Origin of the sequence: Psychromonas sp. CNPT3 (genome assembly GCF_000153405.2) — a bacterium.
GTDB lineage: Bacteria > Pseudomonadota > Gammaproteobacteria > Enterobacterales > Psychromonadaceae > Psychromonas.
The window spans coordinates 1014852-1031699 of record NC_020802.1 but is presented as its reverse complement, the minus strand read 5'-3'; the positions used below and the strand labels follow the sequence as shown (position 1 = coordinate 1031699).

The following is a 16848-nucleotide window of genomic DNA, read 5'->3' as shown; positions in this document are numbered from 1 at the left end:
TTATTTAATCTCTCAAAGATGCATTAAATTCTAAAGAAACTGCGTCAACAATATTATACACAAGATCAGCAATTTCAGCTTCTTCTAAAGTACGAGTAGTATCTTGTAAAACCAAACCGATAGCTAAACTTTTCTTGCCTTCCGCAACGCCTTGTCCTTGGTATACGTCAAATAAGTTTAGGCCTACTAAATGTATTCCGCCAATTTTTTCTATGAATTTTAAGACCTTACCCGCATTTAATTTTTCATCAACGACAAAAGCGAGGTCGCGATTGTTAGCTGGAAACTTAGATAGGCTACCTGCTACAGGCAATTTACGTAGGCTTATCGCGTCTAATTCGATTTCAAAGATAATCGCAGTGCCTTTGATTGAAAATGCCTTAACATGGTTTGGATGCAATGCACCAATATAACCAATGTTTTTACCATTACGGTAAATACCGGCTGATTGACCCGGATGTAATGCGCTGTGCTTCTCTGCGATAAACTCAAAACTAGCGTCATCACTACAAAGTGCTAATAGTGCTTCTAAGTCTGCTTTTAAATCAAAGAAATCAACGCTACGCTCTGTAATGTCCCAATGTTGCTCATTGACATTACCAATGATCACAGCGGATAACATCTCTTGCTGAGCAATACCATTTTCGGCCTCTTCATCTTTAATGAAACGTAAACCCGTTTCAAAAAGACGCACTCGTGATTGCTGACGCTTTTGATTTTTAGACACACTTTCTAATAAACCCGTCCATAAACTCACACGCATTGCTGACATATCTTTTGATATTGGGTTTGGTAAAATCAAGGCGTCTGCATCAGGATGTAAAATAAGCTGTTTTTCTGGATCCACAAAGCTATAGGTGATAGCTTCGTTAAATTCACGTCCGACTAATACGTTACGAATATTTGATAATGCTAAACGCGCTTCATTATGCGCAGGCATCACTAATGCAGCTTGTGGTGCTATATTCGGAATATTGTCATAACCATAAACACGTGCCACCTCTTCAATCAAATCTTCTTCAATTTTCATATCAAAACGATAAGTAGGTGCAACCACATTCCAAGCATCATCCTTGTAATGCACATCACAGCCTAAACGAGAAAGAATATCGGTAACGCGCTCAGTGTCAATAACATGCCCAATTAAACTATCTAATTTACTGCGGCGTAACGTTATTTTCGATTGAACAGGGAGATCCTCACTGCTTAACGCTTCTTTGATAGGTCCTACTTCACCACCACAAATATCAACCAATAGCTGCGTTGCACGTTGCATGGCAGTATATTGTAGAACAGGATCTACACCACGTTCATAACGATGTGACGCATCCGTATGTAACCCATAACTGCGTGCACGACCTGCGATAGAAAGGGGAGCAAAAAAGGCACTTTCTAATAAGATATCAGTGCTACTTAGTTGTACACCAGAGTCTTTGCCACCAAAAATACCGGCCATTGCCAATACTTTAGATTGATCTGCAATCACTAACGTATCACGATTCAAAATGACTTCTTTACCATCTAACAAGGTTAATTTTTCATCTTGTCTTGCTAAACGCACTTCAATACCGGTATCGATTTTTTCTAAATCGAAAGCGTGCATCGGTTGACCTAGCTCTAATAAAACGAACTGAGTAATATCAACCACAGCGTCCACACTACGCACACCACAGCGGCGTAATTTTTCAACCATCCACAATGGCGTCGCAACGCTTGCATTAATGCCTTTGATCACACGCGCAAGATAACGCGGGCATGCTTCTTTTGCTTGTAGGTTAACACTCATTTTATCACTTAGTGTCACCGCAACATCTGCCCATCTTGGCGCGCTAACAGAAATACTATTAAGTACACCAACCTCTCTCGCAAGTCCGGCAATACCCAAACAATCGGCACGGTTTGCTGTTAAGTCAACGTCAATGGTGACGTCATCTAAATTTAAGTAAGCACGGACACTTTGACCAATCGGTGCATCGACAGATAATTCAATAATACCTTCGGCACTATCCGCCATACCCAGCTCAGCTTCACTACACAGCATGCCATTTGATGGCTGCCCACGTAATGTGGCAGCTTTAATTTCAAAATCACCGGGTAAAATAGCGCCAACAATAGCAACAGCGACTTTAAGGCCTAAACGGCAATTCTTTGCGCCACAAACAATATCTACTAATGCTTCTGCACCGATGTCAATTTTAGTCAGTTGTAATTTGTCCGCATCTGGATGGGGTCCACATTCGACCACTTCGCCAACATAAACATCACTAAATTGACCCGCAACGTCTTCGACTCCGTCAACTTCTAAGCCTGCCATTGTTATTTGATGTTGTAATTCTGCAGAGCTAATTTCTGGGTTAACCCACTCGCGTAACCAAGCTTCACTAAATTTCATTATTTTTAACCCTTATTTAAATTGCTTGAGGAAACGAAGATCGTTTTCAAAGAAAGAACGTAAATCGTTTACGCCATAACGCAACATCGTTAGACGCTCAATACCCATGCCAAAAGCAAAGCCCGAATATTTTTCAGGATCAATGCCCATTGATGTTAATACGCTTGGGTGGACCATGCCACAACCTAACACTTCTAACCAACCATTTTTTCCTTTTACATCGACTTCAGCAGACGGCTCTGTAAAGGGGAAATATGAAGGACGGAAACGAATTTCTAAATCTTCTTCGAAGAAGTTGTGTAAGAAATCATTTAAAATACCTTTTAATTGCGCAAAACTAACGTTTTCAGCAATCATTAAGCCTTCAACTTGATGAAACATTGGTGTGTGAGTTTGATCATAATCATTACGATATACACGACCCGGAGAAATAATGCGTACCGGTGGTTGTTGTTTTTCCATCGTACGGATTTGTACGCCAGATGTTTGTGTGCGTAATACCAGTTCAGGACTAAAGTAGAAAGTATCGTGATCTGCACGTGCAGGATGATGCTCTGGAATATTTAAGGCATCAAAGTTATGGTATGTATCTTCAACTTCAGGCCCGTTTTTAACTTCAAAACCAAGCTCACTAAAAAATTCAACAATACGCTCTGTAGTTCGCGTGACAGGATGAATGTTACCAAGTAATGCACCACGACCTGGTAAGGTGACGTCTATTGTTTCTTCTGCCAATTTAGCATTTAAAACTGCATTTTCAAAAAACTTTTTACGTGTAACTAAAACAGCCTGGATTGCTTGTTTCGCTTTATTAATTTTTTGTCCCGCAGCCGGTTTTTCTTCTGCAGGTAATTTCCCTAAGCCTTTCATTTGCTCAGTCATAAGACCCTTCTTACCTAAATATTGTAAGCGGATCTCTTCTAACTGATTGCCATCTATGGCATTTTCTATTTGTTGTTGCGCATTAGCAACGATTTCATCAAGGTGCTGCATTAGTTTCATCTCGTCTGTGAAGTAAGCAATAACAATTTATTAAATTGGTTACAAAAAAAGAATATGCAAGATATTACTTAAATCAGAGGGATAAGGCTAGTACTGTTGCAGTTTGGACGAAAAATAGCAAAGAAAATGCTTGCTATTTTTTTGCAACATTTACATAAAAAAGAGAAAAAACATTTTAATTTAGGATAAATATCTTATGCTAAAAAGCACTTAAGGGACCTGCCACTTTGCATCAATAATACACTTTTCACCTGCAAAAACAGTAGCTTCAAAATAATCGCCGGAATTTATCTTACCCACCCCTTTTGGTGTTCCGCTCATGAGGATGTCGCCATCACACATCGACATAAACAGCCCCACTTCCTTTAAAATCTGTGCGGGTTTATAAATCATCGATGCGACGCAGCCTTGCTGCACTTGGCGCTGATTTATGCTCAATACTAAAGATAATTTATTAATGTCGCCATTAAATTCGATAAAGTGACTAAAAACAGCAGAACCATCAAAGGCTTTTGCGCGCTCCCACGGTAAACCTTTTTCTTTGAGTCTGTTTTGTAAGTGACGCTTCGTTAAATCCAGACCAAAACCAAGCGCATGTATTTTCCCGCCTTGGATCAAAAAAGCCAGCTCCGCTTCGTAATGTATCTCTTCATTTCCAGCACAAGATAGATGCTCACTGATCGCTGAATTTGGTTTTAAAAAGATCACCATTTCTTCTGGCACTTCATTTTTTAACTCTTCAATATGCGCATAATAATTACGCCCGATACACACTATTTTACTCGGCGCTATCAACTTATCGTTTAACGTGATCTTATTTATCATTACTTAGACCTTTATGCTTTATTAGCACTGGCGAAGATAGCTCATTAACAAGCATCCATTCCCTTCAAGCTAGCGTCCCAAAAAACAAGTCCAATCTAGCTTGCTTGTTGACTTTTCGTCTTGAAGTATCATGAGTATACCTCTACATCGGAAGAACACGATTACGCCCTAAACGTTTTGCTTCATAAAGAAAAGTATCCGCACGCGCGATAAATGAGGTTAATGACTCACCTTTTTGAAATTCAACCACGCCAAAAGACGCCGAGATGTTATCGATCATTTGCCCACTGCGTTTATCTTTTAAGTTCAATTTTTCTATCAATCGGCGTAATGATTCCGCAAAGTGGCGCGCCAAACGTAGATTTGTTTTCGGCAATAAAATAACAAACTCCTCACCCCCAAATCGATACGCCGTCGTACCATCACGCATACTTTCATTAAATTTTCGGCCTACCGCTTTAAGTACTTGGTCACCCAACAAGTGCCCCCATTGATCGTTAAACTTTTTGAAATGATCAATATCCGCTAAAATAAGACATAATCCATCGGCTTTTGTACTTAAAAAAGTCGAAAGTTCCGTATCAAAGGCATACCGATTTAACAACCCGGTTAATGAATCGTATAATGCTTGGCGTTGACTTTTTTCTAATGCTTTTTTTAATGAGCCGATTTCGTCTTGAGCAGAGCTTAAACTATGGCTAAAAAATTGTGTCGATCGATGCATCTCTTGTGAATCTACCATCAATTTTTTCATCAACACAACCACTTCATCAACAGACCAACCCTCATCTTCAATACGCCCCATTTCTTCAAAATTTTTCGCAAATGTTTTTTGAAACTTAGAGGTGTCTACACGCGTATCTTTTAATGATTGATCTAATTGTATCAACATTTTTTCAACACTTTGACGTATGTTCCAAGTGTCTGATTCTATTTCACTCGCCACAAATTCGCGATATAAGGACTCGGCCTGCACGGGTGGGCATATTTCATGATCTAAAAGCAATTTATCCAATTGACTATTGAGCTCAGGGAACTCGTCAGATACATAGGTATACCATAACGAATAGTTAAGCGGGGTCGTTGGTACTTTATATTTCATCATTAAGGGTACTGCTTTTTTCAAATATGAAGCAGATTGAACTAATAAATCGTTATTCATCGTTATTGGCTCCTAACTTATCTTCTTTAGCATAGTGCAAATTTAAGACCTATGTAAAACAGTCAAAAATACGAACTCATTCAAAAAGTGCATATTTATGCAGAGAATGTGCACTGAGCATGCATTTGACGTTTACTTGGCACTTAAAAACAAGTATTCTTAGCGCCTAATTGTAAACGACATTCACTGAAAAAAAAGAGATAATTAAGGTTATTAACGAGCTTAATATGAAAAAATACGATATAAAAACATGCCTCACATTCCTTCTACCGTCACTACTTGGTTTATTGCTATTTATGACGCCGATACACTTTCAAGGCTCACTCACCATTCCCATCGCCATCATCTCCAAAGCATTACAATCCCTATTAGCAGATTCTTTAGTTTATATTATCATGTGCGTCATTGTTTCGAGCGCTCTGGTGACCACTGCATGTCGATTTTTTAAAATTGACTGCATTGAAAAAAGCCCTTTTTTCTCCGCCCTTTTTAAAATCACCCCCGTTTGGTTTTTTATCCGCATTCTCGGTGCGATTTTTGTTCTTCTGAGTTTATATACTGTGGGACCTGAGGCTATTTACTCTTCGGGTACTGGCGGACTTGTATTAAATGACTTACTGCCGGTTCTTTTTTGTGTGTTCTTTTTTGCAGGAATGCTTTTGCCCTTGTTACTCAATTTTGGTTTATTAGAATTATTTGGAACATTACTCACAAAAGTCATGCGCCCCGTGTTTAACCTACCCGGACGCAGTGCGATTGACTGTTTAGCCTCTTGGCTCGGTGATGGTAGCGTGGGTATTTTATTAACCAATAAACAATACGAAGCAAAATTTTATACGCAACGAGAAGCAGCCGTTATTGGTACAACGTTCTCAGCGGTTTCAATTACGTTTTCACTCGTGGTCATTGCACAAGTTGGTTTAGAGCACCTTTTTGTACCTTTCTACTTTGCCGTTTGTTTAGCCGGTATTGTGGCCGCTATTATTGTGCCTAAATTGCCACCGTTATGTTGGAAAAAAGATATTTACATTGATGGCTCTAAGCCATGTAAAGACAGTGAAATGACCCCTAAAGGCCACTCTGTTTTTTCTTGGGGACTCGAACAAGCACTCAATAAAGCGCAGCACGCTAACGGTGTAAAAGAAACACTTAAAGATGGCCTAAAAAATGCTGTTGATATGATTTTTGGTGTTTTACCTGTGGTGATGGGGGTGGGCACTGTCGCGCTGATGCTCGCAGAATACACGCCTCTTTTTGATTATTTAGGTTACCCTTTTATTCCCTTTTTAGAATTGTTACATATTCCAGAAGCTGAACTCGCCTCAAAAACAATTGTAGTGGGCTTTGCTGATATGTTTATTCCCTCGATTTTAGCCTCCTCCATTAGCTCTGATATGACGCGTTTTATTATTGCTGCGATGTCAGTCACTCAGCTTATCTATATGAGTGAAGTTGGCGCTCTTTTATTAGGCAGTAAAATTCCGATTAATATTGCAGAGCTCTTTATTGTGTTTATACTACGCACTTTAGTCACCCTACCTGTTATTGCGGGTGTGGCGCACCTTATTTTTTAATACGAGTATATTTATGGACATGACGGTTTATTTACATGCATTAACAGCACTATTTATTATTATTGATCCTATCGGAAGTTCACTAATATTTAATTCTTTAAGCACCATGCATGAGCCACGTGTTCGTAATTTTATGGCGGTGAAAGCCGTCCTTATGAGCGCCACCATTTTGATCCTTTTTGGTAATTATGGTGAAGCGCTTTTCTCACATTTAAGTATTAATATTAATTCATTGCGTATTGCAGGGGGCTGTTTACTCTTTTATACCTCTTTTCAAATGATCACTCAAAACACCAAAACGACCAATAGTGGCACATTAGAAGATATTTCAGTGTTTCCAATGACCATTCCCCTTTTAGCAGGCCCAGGTACCTTAACGCTGTCATTATTACTGTTTTCACACAGCACCGAAATGCAAGCGAGTATTGCCGTAGGATTAGCGATATCCACCGTACTTGGCCTAACCTTAGTACTCATGTTATTTTCTACCTATTTGAAAAAAATAATTGGGCGCACCGGTGATGAGATATTAAAACGATTCTTTGGCGTGATATTAGCGGCCCTTGCTATCCAATTTATTTATGATGGTATTAAAAATTTAATTGCAGGATAAAAAAAGGTGACTAATCATCACCTCATTTTTGTATTTGAAAAGCGATTTTACGTACCCAAGATGCCGGTAATATTTGGGCGAGACTCGCCCCAATTTTGTTCATTAATCCGGGAATAACGATAGCTTTGTGTCGGTATTTAAGCGCGTAACGCACCACATCCTCTTTTTTCATCACTCGCAATTTAAAAAGCAATAGATCCGACATTCCCGCAATATCTGCAAATTCAGTGCGCGTCGCACCCGGGCATAGGGCGCTGATTTTGATATCGCCTTTTAACTCTTCATAAAGTGCCTGTGAAAAAGATAAAACAAACGCCTTACTGGCGTAATACACCGCCAAATTGGGACCGGCTTGGAAGGCGGCTGTTGATGCAACATTAATAATAAAAGCATTTTCTTGGCTCTTTAGTTGCGCTATCAAGCAATGCGTCAGGCTCATTAAAATATGAATATTGACCTGTAACATCTGCTGTTGAAGCGTTAACTCTAAACTTTCAAAATAACCTCGCGCGCCAAATCCTGCATTATTAATCAGTCCTTGTAAGGATAATTGGTGCGTTTCTATATAATTTAAAACGTGCTCAGATGCATCATCAACACTTAAATCTAACACTAAGACATATACTTTAACATGTGCATATTTCGTCATTATTTGTTGTGCGATTGACTGCAATTTTGAGCTGCGCCGTGCAATTAATAATAATGATGCGCCCTGCTCCGCCAATTGATATGCAAACTCTTCACCGAGCCCAGAGCTTGCTCCCGTGATCACCACGACTTTTCCCATTTTAGACTCCCAGTAAACTTAATTGTTGCGCTTGATTTTCGGCTTTATTACGTTTTTCAATGGCCACAGAAATACCCAATAAACGGATGGGCTTCTCCATGCTTTGAGACAATAAATAATCGAGTATATCTTCTAATAATGATAATGAAATATGTGAAGCTTTACGCTCAATATTTTTAGTCGTAAAGTCCATAAACTTAACTTTAACGCCCACTTTGGTTATAATATGCTCTTTTAAAATAGCCTCTAATCGCAGGTTTAGCTCTTTATAAAAAAGCGGTAATTTCTCATTGCGCGCGGCCTTCGGCCCAATATCGTAACGAAAGGTATGCTCTACTGCTAATGATTTTCTTTGCCGATTAGAGATAACGGTACGAGCATCGATACCGTGGCAATAATTTAATAAGTTTTGGCCTAGCTTTCCAAACTCTAAAAGTAACTCTTGTGGTGGATAATTTTGTACATCCGCGCAGCTAAATAAGCCTCTCTGTGCGAGTTTTTGTTGCGCGACTCGCCCTACCCCTGGTATTTTTTTTAAGGCTAAGGTTTTAACAAACTCAGGGACTTGTTGTGGCGTGATAACGCATAACCCATTGGGTTTATTTTCATCTGATGCTATTTTTGCCAGAAACTTCACCGGCGCAACGCCGGCTGATGCAGTTAACTGTAATTCGTCAAAAATAGCCCTGCGGATATCCATTGCTATATAGGTAGCTGAGCCTTTAAACAATTTACAATCACTCACATCTAAAAAGGCTTCATCTAATGATAAAGGTTCGACTATATCTGTATAACGATAAAATATTTCTCTGATTTGTTTCGATACTTGCGTATAAACATCCATTCGCCCGGCAATGATCACTAGATCTGGACACAACTGCTTTGCTTTAAAACTCGGCATCGCGGAATGCACACCAAACTGACGCGCCAAATAATTACAGGTTGATAAGACACTACGCCTATCCACTCGCCCTCCAATTGCCAGCGCGATATCTCTATATTGTGGATGATCGCGCATTTCAACCGCAGCATAAAAGCAATCCATATCAATATGAATAATTTTCCGTTGTTGCTCTAATTCCGCCAATTGATCAATCCCCCGTGTTCATCTCTACCACATCAAACTGATTATATATACAGTAGTCATCCCCTATTGTAAACCTTGATCAAACGAGCGCAGAGATACCAAAGACCGATAATAAATATAATAGCAACAGAGGTGCAAGAGCAAAGAGTACCCTTTGGCTTACCTTTTGGGGTGGGATACAAAAGAGTCCGGGTGCGCGCAACTCATAAAAAGGGAATAAGCATTAATTTTATATCTCGGCATTGACCTTAACCTATGGGTAAGGGTTATACTTTTAAAACTGTCCATTAATGGAGAAATTAAAATGCATTCTGAGCTCTTAAAACTACCTGTATACGGCATGAACTGTGCAGCATGTGCAACGCATTTAGAAACCGCTTTAAACGCATTGAGCGGTATTACTTGTGAGGTAAATTTTGCCTTAGAGCGAGCCCAAATTAATTTTAAGCCCGATCAAAAAGACCAAGCAACGCTCAACGACATCCTCTGTTTACTGGAGAAAAAAGGCTATCAAACAGACACCGAAACCCTCACCTTTGAGGTCAGTGGTTGGAACTGCAGTAGCTGCTCCGCTCGAACAGAAAAAGCATTTAATAAACATCCCTTTACTTTTAATGTGCGCAGTAACTTTGCAAGCCAAAAAATACAATTACAATGCATACAGGGCTCTATTCAAAAGGCACAAATTAGCACTTTAAGCCAACAATGTGGTTATGTCCTCACTCGGCTGCTAAAGCAAAATAATAAACAACAACAAGCCCTAAAATTAAAGAAACAGAAAGCAGAAAACACCAAAAAACAATATTACCTTATTTTTGCACTCCTATTAAGTGCACCTTTTATGATCAATATGCTGCTAATGTCTCTCAATAAAACAGATCTTTTATTATCTCCCTGGCTTGCTGTTTTTTTAGCAACTATCACACAATTTTTTATTGGCGCACGCTTTTATAAAGGGGCATATCACAGTCTTAAAAATGGCGCCGCTAATATGGATGTATTGATCTGTCTCGGCACCAGTGCGGCTTACTTTTACAGTTTATACTTACTGCTGAGTGGCATTGAACATGCGTTATATTTTGAATCAAGCAGCCTAGTGATCACATTAGTCACCTTAGGGAAATACTTAGAAAGCCATGCTAAAAAAAATACCAGCAATGCCATCACCGCCTTAATGGCATTGCGCCCTGACACCGCATCTGTAAAAAAAGGTAAAAAATTTGTAGATGTCGATATTGATGATGTCCAAATTGGTGATATTGTGCAGATCCGTATTGCGGAGAAAGTCCCCGTTGATGGTATTGTTATCGAAGGGCAAAGCTACCTTGATGAGTCTTTACTCACGGGTGAAAGTAAGCCTCTTTTTAAAGATAAAAATAAACACGTTATTGCAGGTAGTTTAAACGCCGATGGCGTGCTACTTATCAAAACATTAAATGTAGGTGAAGGCACACGTTTAAATCGTATTATTGCTTTAGTTGAACAAGCGCAAATGAGCAAAGCGCCCATTTTACAAGTTGTCGATAAAATCAGTGCTATTTTTGTTCCCGTTGTTCTGCTTATCTCAATCGTTACTTTCTGTGCTTGGTACTTTATCAGTGGTGACTTTGAACAAGCTTTACTCAGTAGTATTGCCGTTTTAGTGATTGCCTGCCCGTGCGCCTTAGGCCTTGCAACACCGACGGCTGTATTAGTTGGGACAGGCCTTGCTGCCCGTAACGGCATTTTAATTAAGGACATAAAAACACTGCAACAAGCCCATAAAATCAGCACCATTGTCTTTGATAAAACAGGCACCTTAACCCAAGGTGAAGGCACTATCACTAAAGTGCACAGTGAAAATGCAGCGCCAAACGCCATGCTCAGTCAATTGCTCGCATTACAACAAGGTAGCCAACACCCTATTGCCCATGCCATCAAACAATACGCTCAAAAAAACCAGATTGAAGCCTCTCTTGTAAAAAATATAAAAGCGGTACATGGAGAGGGTTTATATGCACAACTAATCGATCCTAAAGACAGTCCTTTTATTGCGGGAAATTTAAAAATGATGCACCGTTTTAATGTCGAAATCCCACAAAAATTAGCCATAAACGATCTCGATAGTGTGGTTTATCTAGCGGTTAATGAACAGTTTTTAGGTTATATTTGTATTAATGATGCCTTACGAAAAACCAGCATAGAGGCGATCCGAGCATTACAAAAGCGTCAGCTTAATACTGTATTGCTCAGTGGTGATAAACAGAGTGTCGTACAGGCTATTGCCAAAGAATTACAGATAAACGCAGCCTTTTCAGAGTTATCCCCACAACAAAAATTAGAAAAACTGATCGAATTACAGCGTGGCAATGTTGTTGCGATGCTCGGTGATGGTGTTAACGATGCCCCCGCGTTAGCACAAGCCGATATTAGTATTGCGATGGGGACAGGGAGCGATGCTGCCAAAGAAACCGCATCGATAACGCTGATGCGTAACGATCCTCGTTTAGTTGCCGTGGCAATAGATATCTCAAAAGCCACTTGGATAAAAATAAACCAAAATTTATTTTGGGCGTTTATTTTTAATAGCCTTGCGATCCCAGCAGCCGCTTTTGGTTACTTAAGCCCCGCGCTTGCAGGCGCCGCCATGGCATTATCAAGTATTACGGTCTTAAGTAATTCATTACTCTTAAACAAGATGAAAATTAAGGAATTAACATAATGTTATCCATTAGTCAGAGCGCTCAAAAAACAGGGTTATCAATTAAATCAATCCGCCACTATGAACAAATTGGCCTTTTACAAAATGTACCGAGAAGTAGCAATGGTTATCGTTATTACACCAATAGCTTATTACAACAATTACATTTTATTAAAAGTACCAAAGAAGCGGGGTTTACATTACAAGAGAGCAGAGCCTTATTGGCTCTTTCGGAGAATAAAAATCGCAGTAGTAGTGATGTTAAAAAAATTGCTTTGCAGAAAATAGAAGAATTAGAAGCACGTATCGAGCAACAACAGCTTTTATTAGTGAGTCTAAAAAAACTAACTCAGCAATGTCAGGGCAATGCGAATGCCACCTGCCCTATTATTGATGCGTTTGCGAAGTAGACAAAACCTGAGGCAAGCTAATATTTTCTTTCTTATAAAATGCGCTTGCCTAAGTGAAAGACGCAAAATTCACCCGAGTGCATTTTATTCCACTGTTCGTTCGAGGTGAGTGGACGCGTTGCGATTAACGTCACCACATCTTTATGGGTGGTTTCTTTTTGGAAATCAACGACCATATCAGCATCAATCAGTTGCGCTTGCCCAAACGGAGCGCAACGGGTGATCCAATGTAAATTATTGGTGCAGTAACACATCATATACTCACCATTGGTCAATAACATATTAAACACACCCAGCTGCCGTAATTTATGTGCATAAGAGGCAATTTCTTTAAACACCAACAGCATATCTTTTGGGGCTTCATTATATGTTTGATATAATTGTTCAATGATCCAACAAAAAGCATACTCACTGTCCGTTTCCCCGATAGGAAGCGTTCTTCCTAAGGGTAACTTCTCATGATCCGTAAGTTGCCCATTATGTGCATAGGTCCAATTTTGCCCCCATAACTGCCGCGTAAAAGGATGCGTATTTTCTAAACTAACGCCTCCTCTATTTGCTTGGCGGATATGACTTATCACCACTTTACTTTTTATGGGATAATTTTTTACCAATTGGGCGATACGTGAGCGACTGCTCGGCTGTGGATCTTTAAAGCTACGACAACCTTTACCTTCGTAAAAGGTGATCCCCCAGCCATCTTTATGCGGGCCAGTTTCTCCGCCACGCTTAAGTAATCCACTAAAGCTAAAGCAGATATCAGTCGGTACGTTGGCACTCATTCCCAATAATTCACACATATTAAAACTACGCCATTTTCTTTTCGATTAGCAATATTAAAATATGAATTATTTTAATATGTATCTCTTGAATTCTATCGGCAAAACCAAAATGAGGCACTCTAATTTCCACATCAGCAAGGCCCGCCATTTTACCGCCGTCTTTGCCTGTTAAGGCGATTATCTTAATACCTTTATTTTTAGCAACCTCTATCGCGTTTAATATATTGGCCGAATTACCACTGGTTGATAGGCAAAATAATACATCACCTTTACGACCAACACCCTCTAAATAACGCGAAAAAATATATTCAAAACCATAATCATTACCCACACAAGACATATGACTTGCATCTGAAATCGCAATCGCAGGATAAGACGGACGATGCTCACGATAACGCCCCGTTAACTCTTCCGAAAAATGCATTGCATCACAATGAGATCCACCATTACCACACGCAAGCACTTTACCTTCCGCTTTAAACGCATCCGCTAATAATGTGGCCGCTTTTTCAATGTTGTGTAGATTTTCATCCGAAGCTAAAAAGGCCTGTAATACTTTTTCGGCTTCTAATAACTCACTTTTAATAATATGAATATCCATCATCTATTACCTATTACCTAATACTTAAAACTTAAAAAATCATATAAAAGCATTTTTACACAATTTGATGCATGTGCATAGAAGAACTCTCTTATTGTTATACGTTACAACAAAGCACAGAAAACAACATCACATACGCTTAAATCAACCAATAACGAATCCTTTACCAAGGGTTCCAAAATACACTCTATGAGTATTTATTTTGCCGATGATATATTGAATATAGGCGAAAACAAAAAACAAAAGAAAAATAAAAAAGGAATAACAAAACGCTCTGCATTTGACTTATAGTTCACAAAGTCAAAGTTATATTTTGATTTTGTTTTTTTATTTTTTTATAATAGTCGACTTCTGTTGTTATTTTTTTGGAGATCACCATGAAAAAAATATTACCTGTGTTCGCAGCTTGTGCTTTATTGTCTTTTCCAGCCATAGCAGCTCAGCCCGTTCAACTTTCCATGCCAGACTTAAACTTACCTGCTGGTAATGTTGAAGGCGCTCGCGTATCGTTACTCTATGGGAAAACGGAGACTGTAAAAGGACTTGATATCAGCCTCTTTGGATTATCTGAAATTAACGATTTTACCGGTTTAAGTATTGATTTTTTTGGCGCACAACGCGTTAAAAATAATTTTACCGGTGCCTCATTTAGCTTCATTAACTGGCACGATAATACTGGTAAAGGCGCCGTAATGGGCCTTGTTAATTACACTAAAAACAATTTTAAAGGTTTACAATTTGGTGGGTTTAATTATGCAGGCACATTAAATGGACTACAACTTGGTTTCGTTAATGCCACCGAGCATATTAATAAAGGCATACAAATTGGATTAATTAATTACGATGCATCGGGTACTTTTGTGAGTAAAGATTTCCCTGTATTCCCTATTGTTAACGCACGTTTCTAAATACAGATTGAGCCCTCAGCGTAAACACTGTGTAAAAAAGGATGCTTAACGCATCCTTTTTTACACTTATTTATGGGGCAAGTAAACACGCCACACTGTGACTTTCTTTCCCCTTAAAGAGCGGTTTCTCCTGTGCGCAGCGCGCAACCGCAATCGGGCAACGTGTACGAAAAACACAACCCGAAGGTGGATTAATCGGTGAAGGTAACTCCCCTTCTAGCATCTCAATTTTTTTATTGCGCTCAAGTTTCGGATCCGGAATAGGCACCGCCGACATTAAGGCTTTAGTATAAGGATGACGAGGCTCGGCAAAAAGGCTTTTGCATTCAGAAAATTCCACTTCATTGCCTAAATACATGACTAAAACGCGATCTGAAATATGTTTAACTACCGCTAAATCATGCGCAATAAAAATAAGACTTAAACCCAAATCTTTTTGTAACTGCTTTAGTAAGTTAACCACTTGTGCTTGGATAGATACATCCAAAGCAGACACGGGCTCATCACAAATGATCATCTTAGGTTTTAATATCAGTGCGCGTGCAATCCCGATACGCTGACATTGCCCACCAGAGAACTCATGAGGGTAACGATTAATGACATTAGCCAATAATCCCACTTTATTCATCATCTCTTTCACCTGCTCTTGTACTTCAACTTTACTGAGTTCAGGGTGAAAGGTACGTAAAGGCTCACCAATAATATCGCCCACACTCATGCGTGGATTTAAAGAGGCTAAAGGATCTTGAAAAATCATTTGGATCTCTTTACGCTTTAAACGCATCGCTTCACTTTTCAGCTTAAGCAGATCCTCTCCCATCCAAACAACACTGCCTTGCGTCGTCTCTACAAGACCAATAATCGCGCGCGCTAAGGTTGATTTACCGCAACCAGACTCACCGACCACCCCTAATGTCTCACCTTCATAGAGTTTAAAGCTGACACCATCGACCGCTTTTAACATGGACGGTTTAGCCCAAGGCAACATCGACTTAGAGGGAATACTAAAATGTACTTTTAGGTCGGTTACTTCCAGTATTAATTTTTTATCTGTACTCATGTCCATGATCCCTTATCAGAAAAACAAGCCCTTGAGCGCCCTTGCATAAAATTAATTAATGCAGGTGATTCTTGCGTACATCTCTGCATCACACGATGGCAACGATCTTGGTACGGACAGCCCGTCGGTAAATTTAATAAATTAGGAGGATCGCCCGGTATGGTAGGTAAAATATCTTCTTCAACATCAAAGCGAGGGATAGCTCTGAGTAATCCTTCAGAATAAGGGTGCGCGGGATCATAAAAGATATCCTCGACACTGCCGTATTCCATAGTGCGCCCAGCATACATCACCAGCACTTTATCGCAGCTCCCAGCAACAACCCCTAAGTCATGCGTGATCATGATAATAGCCGTATTAAATTGGTGTTTTAATTCATTTAATAAATCCATTATTTGCGCTTGGATAGTAACGTCAAGTGCCGTGGTCGGCTCATCGGCAATCAATAATTTCGGGCGACATAATAATGCCATGGCGATCATAACGCGTTGGCGCATTCCGCCTGAAAACTCATGCGGATACATATCTATACGTATTCTCGCTTCCGGTATTTTTACCGCTTCGAGCATTTTAACGGATTCTTCAAACGCTTCTTTTTTATTCATTCCTTTATGTAAGATAAGCACTTCCATCATTTGTGCGCTCACTTTCATATAAGGATTAAGCGATGTCATCGGATCTTGGAATATCATCGCGATTTGCTCAGCACGTACTTTATTTAATTCTTTTTCCGGTAAGTTTAAAATTTCTTTACCTTCAAACTTTGCGCTACCGGAAATGATCCCATTTTTAGCAAGTAGTCCCATTAAGGCGAAAACGGTTTGCGATTTTCCAGAGCCTGATTCACCAACAATGCCCAGCGTTTCACCCGCCTCTAATGTAAAGTTTAAATCATTCACGGCAGTTACCGTGCCATCTTGAGTTTCAAACTCAACGCGCAGATCTTGCACTTCTAATAAACTCAT

General features: G+C 39.5%; 15 protein-coding genes. 5 read left to right on the top strand and 10 right to left on the bottom strand.

What is annotated here, in order from left to right; genetic code table 11:
• Window positions 1–4 precede the first annotated feature (4 nt).
• The 4 genes from pheT to PCNPT3_RS04545 all read right to left on the bottom strand — a co-directional run bounded on the left by pheT (window position 5) and on the right by PCNPT3_RS04545 (window position 5381).
• The gene (gene pheT, locus PCNPT3_RS04560) at window positions 5–2392 is read right to left on the bottom strand and encodes a phenylalanine--tRNA ligase subunit beta (protein ID WP_015464697.1); all 2388 of its coding nucleotides are present in this window, start codon (window positions 2390–2392) and stop codon (window positions 5–7) included.
• A 12-nt stretch (window positions 2393–2404) separates the two neighbouring features.
• A complete protein-coding gene (gene pheS, locus PCNPT3_RS04555; RefSeq protein WP_015464696.1) occupies window positions 2405–3385 on the bottom strand; it encodes a phenylalanine--tRNA ligase subunit alpha in 981 nt (326 codons plus the stop codon).
• 219 nt (window positions 3386–3604) lie between these two features.
• Complete coding sequence (locus PCNPT3_RS04550) at window positions 3605–4219, bottom strand: fumarylacetoacetate hydrolase family protein (RefSeq protein ID WP_015464695.1); 615 nt, start codon at window positions 4217–4219, stop codon at window positions 3605–3607.
• A 142-nt stretch (window positions 4220–4361) separates the two neighbouring features.
• Window positions 4362–5381: a GGDEF domain-containing protein gene (locus PCNPT3_RS04545; protein ID WP_015464694.1), complete on the bottom strand. Its 1020-nt coding sequence runs from the start codon at window positions 5379–5381 to the stop codon at window positions 4362–4364.
• Window positions 5382–5608: 227 nt separating this feature from the next.
• Here PCNPT3_RS04545 and PCNPT3_RS04540 point away from each other — a divergent pair, with 227 nt between their 5' ends.
• The gene (locus tag PCNPT3_RS04540) at window positions 5609–6955 is read left to right on the top strand and encodes a YjiH family protein (RefSeq protein ID WP_041771254.1); all 1347 of its coding nucleotides are present in this window, start codon (window positions 5609–5611) and stop codon (window positions 6953–6955) included.
• 13 nt (window positions 6956–6968) lie between these two features.
• A complete protein-coding gene (locus PCNPT3_RS04535; RefSeq protein ID WP_015464692.1) occupies window positions 6969–7568 on the top strand; it encodes a MarC family protein in 600 nt (199 codons plus the stop codon).
• A 22-nt stretch (window positions 7569–7590) separates the two neighbouring features.
• Here the strand turns inward: PCNPT3_RS04535 and PCNPT3_RS04530 are convergent, their stop codons facing one another.
• Both PCNPT3_RS04530 and dinB read right to left on the bottom strand, forming a co-directional pair.
• Window positions 7591–8355 carry an SDR family NAD(P)-dependent oxidoreductase gene (locus PCNPT3_RS04530; protein ID WP_015464691.1) on the bottom strand — a complete coding sequence of 255 codons (765 nt, stop codon included), beginning with the start codon at window positions 8353–8355 and terminating at the stop codon, window positions 7591–7593.
• Between the two features lies 1 nt (window position 8356).
• Window positions 8357–9442, bottom strand: coding sequence for a DNA polymerase IV (dinB, locus tag PCNPT3_RS04525; protein ID WP_015464690.1), 1086 nt, complete (start codon window positions 9440–9442; stop codon window positions 8357–8359).
• A 304-nt stretch (window positions 9443–9746) separates the two neighbouring features.
• Here dinB and PCNPT3_RS04520 point away from each other — a divergent pair, with 304 nt between their 5' ends.
• Together PCNPT3_RS04520 and PCNPT3_RS04515 are read left to right on the top strand one after the other, a co-directional pair.
• Complete coding sequence (locus PCNPT3_RS04520; protein ID WP_015464689.1) at window positions 9747–12143, top strand: heavy metal translocating P-type ATPase; 2397 nt, start codon at window positions 9747–9749, stop codon at window positions 12141–12143.
• Window positions 12143–12532, top strand: a complete 390-nt coding sequence (locus PCNPT3_RS04515) for a MerR family DNA-binding protein (protein WP_015464688.1) — start codon at window positions 12143–12145, stop codon at window positions 12530–12532. The genes PCNPT3_RS04520 and PCNPT3_RS04515 overlap by 1 nt, the downstream gene beginning before the upstream one ends.
• Before the next feature lie 32 nt (window positions 12533–12564).
• Here the strand turns inward: PCNPT3_RS04515 and PCNPT3_RS04510 are convergent, their stop codons facing one another.
• Window positions 12565–13332, bottom strand: a complete 768-nt coding sequence (locus tag PCNPT3_RS04510) for a class II glutamine amidotransferase (protein ID WP_015464687.1) — start codon at window positions 13330–13332, stop codon at window positions 12565–12567.
• A gap of 7 nt (window positions 13333–13339) precedes the next feature.
• Complete coding sequence (gene lpcA / locus PCNPT3_RS04505; RefSeq protein ID WP_015464686.1) at window positions 13340–13915, bottom strand: D-sedoheptulose 7-phosphate isomerase; 576 nt, start codon at window positions 13913–13915, stop codon at window positions 13340–13342.
• A 377-nt stretch (window positions 13916–14292) separates the two neighbouring features.
• Between lpcA and PCNPT3_RS04500 the strand changes: the two genes are divergently transcribed.
• On the top strand, window positions 14293–14823 hold the full coding sequence (locus tag PCNPT3_RS04500) for an LA_2272 family surface repeat-containing protein (protein ID WP_015464685.1): 531 nt from the start codon (window positions 14293–14295) through the stop codon (window positions 14821–14823).
• Between the two features lie 70 nt (window positions 14824–14893).
• On the opposite strand, the gene oppF is transcribed toward PCNPT3_RS04500, so the two are convergent.
• Together oppF and PCNPT3_RS04490 are read right to left on the bottom strand one after the other, a co-directional pair.
• A complete protein-coding gene (oppF, locus tag PCNPT3_RS04495) occupies window positions 14894–15883 on the bottom strand; it encodes a murein tripeptide/oligopeptide ABC transporter ATP binding protein OppF (RefSeq protein ID WP_015464684.1) in 990 nt (329 codons plus the stop codon).
• Window positions 15880–16848, bottom strand: a complete 969-nt coding sequence (locus PCNPT3_RS04490) for an ABC transporter ATP-binding protein (RefSeq protein ID WP_015464683.1) — start codon at window positions 16846–16848, stop codon at window positions 15880–15882. The genes oppF and PCNPT3_RS04490 overlap by 4 nt, the downstream gene beginning before the upstream one ends.